General features: G+C 60.3%; 4 protein-coding genes. 1 reads left to right on the forward strand and 3 read right to left on the reverse strand.

Annotated features, from left to right (window positions below):
* Nucleotides 1-112: 112 nt before the first annotated feature.
* Entirely contained in the window at nucleotides 113-3,268 is a 3,156-nt protein-coding gene (locus PHT20_RS06475) for an efflux RND transporter permease subunit (protein ID WP_301019893.1), read from the reverse strand.
* A gap of 12 nt (nucleotides 3,269-3,280) precedes the next feature.
* Nucleotides 3,281-4,564 carry an efflux RND transporter periplasmic adaptor subunit gene (locus PHT20_RS06480; protein WP_301019894.1) on the reverse strand — a complete coding sequence of 428 codons (1,284 nt, stop codon included), beginning with the start codon at nucleotides 4,562-4,564 and terminating at the stop codon, nucleotides 3,281-3,283.
* 112 nt (nucleotides 4,565-4,676) lie between these two features.
* Here PHT20_RS06480 and PHT20_RS06485 point away from each other — a divergent pair, with 112 nt between their 5' ends.
* Nucleotides 4,677-5,315 (forward strand): TetR family transcriptional regulator, encoded by a 639-nt coding sequence (locus PHT20_RS06485; RefSeq protein WP_300083543.1) that lies wholly within the window; start codon nucleotides 4,677-4,679, stop codon nucleotides 5,313-5,315.
* Between the two features lie 39 nt (nucleotides 5,316-5,354).
* Here the strand turns inward: PHT20_RS06485 and PHT20_RS06490 are convergent, their stop codons facing one another.
* Complete coding sequence (locus tag PHT20_RS06490; RefSeq protein WP_366520900.1) at nucleotides 5,355-6,821, reverse strand: EAL domain-containing protein; 1,467 nt, start codon at nucleotides 6,819-6,821, stop codon at nucleotides 5,355-5,357.
* Between the last annotated feature and the right edge of the window lie 115 nt (nucleotides 6,822-6,936).

Genomic DNA, 6,936 nt, shown 5'->3' on the forward strand with positions numbered 1-6,936 from the left:
AAATGCAGTGTATTGTGCGGCGCGGGTCAAAGCAGCGCCAGGTTGTAAATGCGCCCCAACCCGCGCCAGGCGAACGGTTGCACGGCTCGGGCTGGCGTTGTGTTCACCAAATTTAGTCATGGCCGTGCACTCCCATGTGAGCGGCTTGTTCGGCGTGGACGGCTTGTTGGCGGGCACTGTCTTTGAACAGGCTGCGCACCACCACAAAGAAGATGGGCACAAACACCACTGCCAGCGTGGTGCCGGTCAAGATGCCACCAATCACCCCGGTGCCAATGGCGCGCTGGCTGGCCGAGCCGGCGCCGCTGGCCAGGGCCAGTGGCAGCACGCCCAGCGTGAAGGCCAGCGAGGTCATCAAAATCGGCCTGAACCGCAGGTGCGCCGCTTCCAACGCGGCAGCCACCACGCTCTTGCCTTGGGCTTGCAGGTCTTTGGCAAACTCAATGATCAAAATGGCGTTTTTGGCTGATAGGCCAATGATGGTGATCAGGCCGACCTGAAAGTACACGTCGTTGGCGTAAGCCCGTAACAGCGTGGCCACAATCACGCCCAGCACGCCCAGCGGCACCACCAGAATGACTGCCAGCGGAATGCTCCAGCTCTCGTACAGCGCGGCCAGGCACAAAAATACCGACAAGATGGCAAAGCCGTACAGGATGAGGGCTTGTGAGCCCGCCAATTTTTCCTCGCGCGAGGTGCCGGTCCACTCAAAGCCAAAGCCCGGTGGCAGTTGGCGCGCCAGGGTTTCTATTTCGGCCAGCGCTGCGCCGGTGCTGTAGCCAGGCGCGGCACTGCCGCTGATGCGCATGGCCGGGTAGCCGTTGTAGCGCACGGTTTGCATGGCACCACTGACCCAGCGGGTGCTGGCAAAGCTTGCGAAGGGCACCATTTGGCCGGTTTTGTTGGCCACGAAGAGTTTCAGCAAGTCATCGGGCTGCATGCGTGCCGGGGCATCGGCTTGCACCACCACGCGCTGCAAGCGCCCGGCGTTGGGGAAATCATTGGCATAGCTGGAGCCCAAGGCGGTGGAGAGGGTGGCATTGATGGTGTCAAACCCCACACCCAAGGCGCTGGCTTTGTCGCGGTCAATGTCGACTTGCAGCTGGGGTGCGTCTTCCAGGCCATCGGGGCGCACTTGCGCCAGGACTTTGCTTTGGCTGGCCATGCCCAGCAGTTGGTTGCGTGCCCCGAGCAAGGCCGCGTGTCCCAAGCCGGCCCGGTCTTGCAGGCGCAGGGCAAAGCCAGACGAAGAGCCCAGCTCTGGAATGGGCGGTGGGCTCAAGGGGAAGATGAAAGCATCGCGCACGCCCATCAGCGCACCAAAAGCACGCCCCGCCAGGGCTTGGGCTGAACTGCCGGGGCCCGGGCGTTCGGCCCAGTCTTTCAGGGTGACAAATGCCAGCGCGGCGTTTTGCCCCTGGCCCGAGAAGCTAAAGCCCAGCACGCTGACCATGCCTTGCACCTCGGGCTGTTTGAGCATGAAGCCCTCTACCTGCTGCATCACGGCCAGCGTGCGTTCGCGCGTGGCGCCGGGGGGCAGTTGCACGTTGACCAGCATGGTGCCTTGGTCTTCGCTGGGCAAAAATGAGGTGGGCAGGCGTTGGTACATCCAGGCCGCGCCGGCCAAAATGGCCAAGTAAATCACCATGTAGCGCCCCGCCTTGGGTAACAGCTTGGCGATCCCACCTTCATAGCCCTTGGCCGTTTTGGCAAAACCGCGGTTGAACCAGCCAAAAAAGCCAGACTTGGCGTGGTGGTGACCCGCTTCTACGGGCTTGAGCAAGGTGGCGCACAAGGCCGGTGTGAGTGACAAGGCCAAGAAGGCCGAGAACGCAATTGCCACGCCCATCACGGTGGCAAACTGGCGATAGATGTTGCCAATGGAGCCGCTGAAAAACGCCAGCGGCACAAACACCGAGACCAGCACCACCGTCACGCCCACAATGGCGCCCTGAATCTGCCCCATGGCTTTGCGCGTGGCCGCCAGCGGTGGCAGGCCTTCTTCGCTCATGATGCGCTCAACGTTTTCCACCACCACAATGGCGTCGTCCACCACAATGCCGATCACCAGCACCATGGCAAACATGGTCAGCACGTTGATGGAGTAGCCCAGAGCCAGCAGTGTGGCAAAGGTGCCCAGCAAGGCCACCGGCACCACCAGCGTGGGAATGAGCGTGTAGCGCCAGTCTTGCATGAACAAAAACATCACCAAAAACACCAGCAGAACAGCTTCCAGCAGTGTCTCGGCGACCTGACGCAAAGAGGTTTCAATGAAGCGCGAGCTGTCGTAGGGAATGGCCCAGGTCATGCCTTTGGGAAAGAATTTTTCCAGCTCGGTCATGCGCGCCCGCACCGCTTTGGCGGTGGCCAGGGCGTTGCCGCTGGGGGCCAGCTGCACGCCAATGCCGGTAGAGGGCTTGCCGTTGAGCCGCGCCGAGGTGGCATAGGACTGGGCACCGAGTTCAATGCGCGCCACGTCTTTCAAGCGCACGGCCGAGCCGTCGGTGTTGGCGCGCAGCACCACTTGGCCAAATTCGGCTACGCTGCCCAATTGCCCGTTGACCACCACGGTGGCTGCAATGCCTTGGCCAGCTACATTGGGCAAGCTGCCAATTTCACCCGCTGAGACTTGTGCGTTTTGCAAGCGGATGGCGGTGGTGACATCGGCCGCTGACAGGTTGTAGCTTTGCAGTTTGGCAGGGTCGACCCAGACGCGCATGGCGCGCTCGGTGCCAAACAGCTGCGCCTGGCCTACCCCGCTGATGCGCTGAATTTCAGGCAAGATGCTGCGCGAGGCGTAGTCGCCCAGCGCCACCGGGTCGAGCTTGGGGTCGTTGCTGGAGAGAATGGCAAACAGCAAAAAGTTGCTGCGTGCCTTGTCGACCCGCACGCCTTGCTGCGTCACTGCCGAGGGCAGGCGTGGCGTGGCGCGGCTCAAGCGGTTTTGCACGTCCACTTGTGCCAAATCGGGGTTGGTGCCCGGCTGAAAACTCAGGGTAATGGTGCCGGTGCCATTGGCTTGCGCCACCGACTCCATGTAGATCAGCCCCGGTGAGCCGTTCATTTCTTGCTCGACGATGGAGAGCACGCTGTCTTCCAGGGTTTGCGCAGAAGCGCCGGGGTAGGTGGCCGAGATGACGATAGACGGCGGTGCCACCGGCGGGTATTGCGCAATCGGCAGTTGGGTGATGGCCACCGCGCCCATGACGGTGATGAACAGCGCAATGACCCAGGCAAAGATCGGGCGGTCTATGAAAAATTTCGACATGGTGTGGCCTTTTCAGCGTGCCGCGCTGGCCGCAGCAGAAGAGCCAGCGGCCGGGCCAGACGATGCAGCAGCTGGGGCTTTGGCGCCACCCGGCTGCCACGGCACGGCTTTCACGGGCGCGCCACCGCGCAGTTTTTGGAAGCCGTCCACCATGACTTGCTCACCGGCTTGCAGGCCACTCAAAATGACCCACTGCCCGCGCTGTGCGCCACCCACGGTGACTGGGCGCGGGCTGACCTTGCCGTCAGCGGCCACCACCATCACGCTGTCGCCCTGGGCTGAGCGGGTCACAGCTTGCTGGGGCAGGGTGATGGCGTTTTGGGCTTGCGCTTGCTCCAGCCGCACGCGCACAAACAGGCCGGGCAACAGCTCGCCTTTGGGGTTGGGCACTTCGGCACGCAGGGTGATTTGGCCGCTGGTGGCGTCGACCGTGGGGTCAGCAAACAGCAATTTGCCGGGCAGGGCGTATTCAGCACCGTCTTCCAGCACCACGCGCACGCTGGCGGCTTGGTTGCCCGCGCGTTTGAGCTGACCAGCTTCAAGCGCTTGGCGCAGTTTCATGACCTCGGCGGCAGACTGGGTGAAGTTGATGAACATCGGGTGGGTTTGCTGAATGACCGCCAGCTGGGTCACTTCGGCTTGCCCCACCAACGCGCCTTCAGTGACCAATGCACGGCCAATGCGCCCTGAGATGGGGGCGGTGACGTTGGCGTAGCCCAGGTTGATGCGCGCCGTTTGAGCCGCGGCACGAGCCACGGCCAAGTCGGCCTCGGCCAGCTTTTGAGCCGCTTGGGCGTTGACAAATTCTTGCTGGCTGATGGCTTTGGCTTCAATCAGTGGCTTGAAGCGCTCGGCCTGCGCCGTGGTTTGCATCACATTGGCTTCGGCTTTGGCGACACCGGCCAGCGCGCTCGCAAGCGCTGCTTCAAACGGGCTGGCGTCGATACTGAAAAGAGTTTGCCCAGCCACCACTTGGCTGCCTTCGACAAACAGGCGTTTTTGCAAAATGCCAGCGGTGCGGGCGCGCACTTGCGCCACGCGCGAGGCTTCTAGGCGACCCGGTAGCTCAGTGACCAGGCCCACAGCGCCGGGCACCACCGTGACCACACCGACCTGGGCGGGTGGTGGCTTGCCACCTGCACCGCCTGAGCCACCGGTGCCTGCTGCGGGCGGATTGCCTTGGCCGCAAGCCGTCAAAAAGAGGATAGAAACCAGCGCTATGGGCGCCAGGATTTTTTTGTGCGGCGCATTGGATATGAGGTGGGTGTGAGCAAAAAATTTGCTGGAGTGCAACATGGCGTGGTTCCTGGAAAAGAAAAAAGCCCAGGAGAGGGCGTCAGCAGGGCGGGAAAGTGATTGGTTATTTTTTAAAGTATACATACAATCATGAATGTAAGTTGCTCATTTCATGAAAGAAGTTACCACCGTGGCCCGTCGAACCAAAGAAGATGCTGAAGAAACCCGCCATCAGTTGCTGGAGGCGGCACAGCGTGTGTTCGCTGAAAAAGGGGTGTCGCGAACCTCGCTGCAAGACATTGCGCAAGCGGCCGGGGTGACGCGTGGCGCCATTTATTGGCACTTCAAGAACAAGGCCGAGCTGTTCAACGCCATGATGGACAGTGCCATTTTGCCAATGGAGCAAACCATGCAGCAACTGGGGCATGACGCGGCGCAAGACCCGCTGGCCGAGTTGGAACGGGCGATGCTGCAGACGCTGCACAGCATTGAATCCGATGCACGCACCCGAGCCATTTTTGAAGTGGCCACGTTGAAGGTGGAATACGTTGACGAGTTGCTGGCTGTCAAGGCGCGGCACGTGCAGTGTTACCTGGATGGCACGCAGCAAATGCAGCGCAGCCTGGAGGAAGCTGCCGCGCGGCGCGGGGTGACGCTGTCGATGTCACCCACTGTGGCAGCCCATGGCCTGCATGCGCTGATGGTTGGGTTGATTCAAACCTGGGTGCTGAACCCAGGTGTCTTCAAGCTGGTATGGGTGTCAAAGACAGCCATTCGCACCTATCTGTCAGGGCTGGGGCTGAAGCTTTGATGTTTTCGCCGTCCACATGCTGCAGGCCAATCGCGACTCCTAAGACAAAGCGACATCAATCTTTTCAGCATAGTGCGCAAACGCCTCGCGCACTGACTCGATCAACTCGGCGTCGTTCCAGGGTTTGGTAAAAAACTTGTAGATCTCGCCACGGTTAATGGCCTCGGTCAGGCTGTCCAAACCGGTGTAGCCAGACAGCACCATGCGAACCACTTTGGGGTGCATCTTGCGGGCACGAGCCAGCAGCTCGATACCGGTCATGCCCGTCATGCGCTGGTCGGTCAGAATGACGCCCACTGGGTGCAGTGCCAGCAAGGCCAGGGCTTCTTCTGCGCTGGTGGCACTGAGAATGCGGTAGTTTTCATTGCGCAGCAGGCGTGTCAGCGAGGTCAGCATGCTTGGTTCATCGTCCACCACCAGCAGGGTGTTGAGAGCCTGGTTGTCCACTGGGATGTCCATGGCAGGAAACGTGCTCATGAGCTGTGTCATGTCTACACCGGGGATAGGTTTGCTGACCAGGTAGCCCTGTATGACATCGCATCGCAGTGCGCGCAGTTGGCGCGCTTGACCCGGTGTTTCCACCCCTTCGGCAATGATTTCCAGCCCCAGGCTATGGCCGAGTGCGATCACCGCCTTGATGATGGAGGCGTTGTTGCTGTTGGTGGTCATGTCGCGCACGAAGGCGATGTCAATCTTGAGCTTGTTGACTTCGAGTTGCTGCAGGTAGGCCAGCGATGAATACCCCGTGCCAAAGTCGTCAATGGACAGGCTCACACCGAGTGCTTTGAGCTGGGCGAGTGTTTCAAACGATTTTTCGCGATCCAGCATGACGCTGCTTTCGGTGATTTCCAGTTCCAGCAGGTTGGGTGCAATGCCGGTTTCTTCGAGAGCCTCTTTGACGGATGCAACCAAGTGTCCGCGGCTCAATTGAACGGCAGACACATTGACAGCCACCTGGCGCAGCGGCAGTTCTAAAGTCGCCCATGCCTTGATTTGTCGACAGGCAGTGCGCAGCACCCAGTCACCCAAGGTCACCACAAAACCACTTTCTTCCGCCAGAGGTATGAATTCTCCCGGGGGTATCAGGCCACGCTCAGGATGCTGCCAACGCACCAGTGCCTCCACGCCCACAATCTGGCCGCTGATCAGGTCGACCTGAGGTTGGTAATACAGCCGCAGCTCCTGGCGCTCGACTGAGCGGCGCAGGGCGGCCTCCAGCGTCAGGCGTTGTTTGGAGCGGCTGGTCATTTCCGAGGAGAAAAACTGCAGCATGCCTCGTCCCCGCAGCTTGGCTTGGTGCAGGGCGGCCGCAGCGCTGCTGAGTAAGGTGTCTGCATCGCTGCCATCGTTGGGGTAGAGCGAAATGCCGATGCTGGCACCCATGTAGACCGAGTTACCGTTGAGCTCAAATGGCCTGGCCATGGTGTCAATCACGCGCTGCGCGGCCAAATCGATCCAAAGCAGGCTGTCGTTGTGTTTCAGAATGATGTTGAATTCATCCCAGATAGTCCATTAGGATTTTCAAAAGAAAAGTGGTGCAAACCTCCCAGTGCAGATTTCTAATGGATACCATTAGAAATTCCGTTTGAAATCATACGGTTATCCAACAGTCTGGAGGTGA

It is taken from the genome of Rhodoferax sp. (assembly GCF_028715765.1).
Classification (GTDB): Bacteria; Pseudomonadota; Gammaproteobacteria; order Burkholderiales; family Burkholderiaceae_C; genus Rhodoferax.

Coding starts and splice junctions, on each gene's coding strand:
- PHT20_RS06485 (WP_300083543.1), top strand. CDS start 4,677: ATGAAAGAAGTTACCACCGTGGCCCGTCGAACCAAAGAAGATGCTGAA.
- PHT20_RS06480 (WP_301019894.1), bottom strand. CDS start 4,564: ATGTTGCACTCCAGCAAATTTTTTGCTCACACCCACCTCATATCCAAT.
- PHT20_RS06475 (WP_301019893.1), bottom strand. CDS start 3,268: ATGTCGAAATTTTTCATAGACCGCCCGATCTTTGCCTGGGTCATTGCG.